The sequence below is a fragment of the Streptococcus sp. HMSC066F01 genome (genome assembly GCF_001837335.1).
GTDB classification, from domain to species: domain Bacteria; phylum Bacillota; class Bacilli; order Lactobacillales; family Streptococcaceae; genus Streptococcus; species Streptococcus oralis_S.
Window position 1 is genome coordinate 1 of the sequence record NZ_KV832071.1, and the last position, 997, is coordinate 997.

The 997-nt window shown below is 37.9% G+C and carries 1 protein-coding gene; it reads left to right on the plus strand.

Annotated elements, in window-relative coordinates:
* The first annotated feature begins 319 nt into the window (after positions 1-319).
* The gene (locus HMPREF2655_RS00245) at positions 320-931 is read left to right on the plus strand and encodes a CadD family cadmium resistance transporter (RefSeq protein ID WP_000531733.1); all 612 of its coding nucleotides are present in this window, start codon (positions 320-322) and stop codon (positions 929-931) included.
* Positions 932-997: the final 66 nt, after the last annotated feature.

Genomic DNA, 997 nt, shown 5'->3' on the forward strand with positions numbered 1-997 from the left:
AATTTTGGAGACTACAAAAACCTCAAATGGTATCAGCTAATGACACCATGAAGGTGCGCAGTTACTCGGCTTTTCAAGCCGAGTAACTGTCTGCAAGCCCCCTCGGAGAGCCCACACTTTACGAAGTAAAGTATAGTATATTATACTTTACATGGAAGTAGTCACCGAATTCCAGTTAGAAATTACTTTGTAACTACGTTTTGAGGAGGAGTAAAATGCTTTCCTACGTTCGACATTACCCACTAGCGATAGCAAAATTAATGTGTCTGTGCTCTCCTAAAATCTGCTGATTTATTACTAACTAATACAGGAGGTTTTTATGGGACAGACAATCATATCTGCTATTGGTGTTTATATTTCCACCAGTATCGATTATTTAATTATTTTAATTATTTTATTTGCACAGCTATCACAGAATAAACAGAAATGGCATATTTATACGGGGCAATATCTAGGAACAGGCTTACTTGTAGGGGCGAGTTTAGTTGCTGCTTATGTCGTTAATTTCGTGCCTGAAGAATGGATGGTTGGATTGCTTGGTTTAATCCCTATCTATTTAGGGATTCGCTTTGCAATTGTTGGAGAAGGTGAGGAAGAAGAGGAAGAAATTATTGAAAGATTAGAACAAAGCAAGGCAAATCAACTGTTTTGGACAGTTACATTGCTGACAATTGCGTCTGGCGGAGATAATTTAGGTATCTATATACCTTATTTTGCTTCGTTAGATTGGTCACAGACCCTCGTGGCGTTGCTTGTGTTTGTAATCGGCATAATTATCTTTTGCGAGATTAGTCGGATGTTATCCTCTATTCCGTTAATATTCGAGACAATTGAAAAATACGAGCGAATCATTGTGCCCATAGTATTCATTCTACTTGGACTATACATCATGTATGAAAATGGCACGATAGAGACTTTTCTGATCGTGTAGATTTTTTTGTTTCACTAGGATTTTAGCCCGAGCTCAAATCAGCTCTCTGACTTCAGAGGGCTTTTT

Bases quoted from the DNA above. Each gene is read 5' to 3' on its own strand.
- HMPREF2655_RS00245 (WP_000531733.1), top strand. From the start codon at position 320: ATGGGACAGACAATCATATCTGCTATTGGTGTTTATATTTCCACCAGT.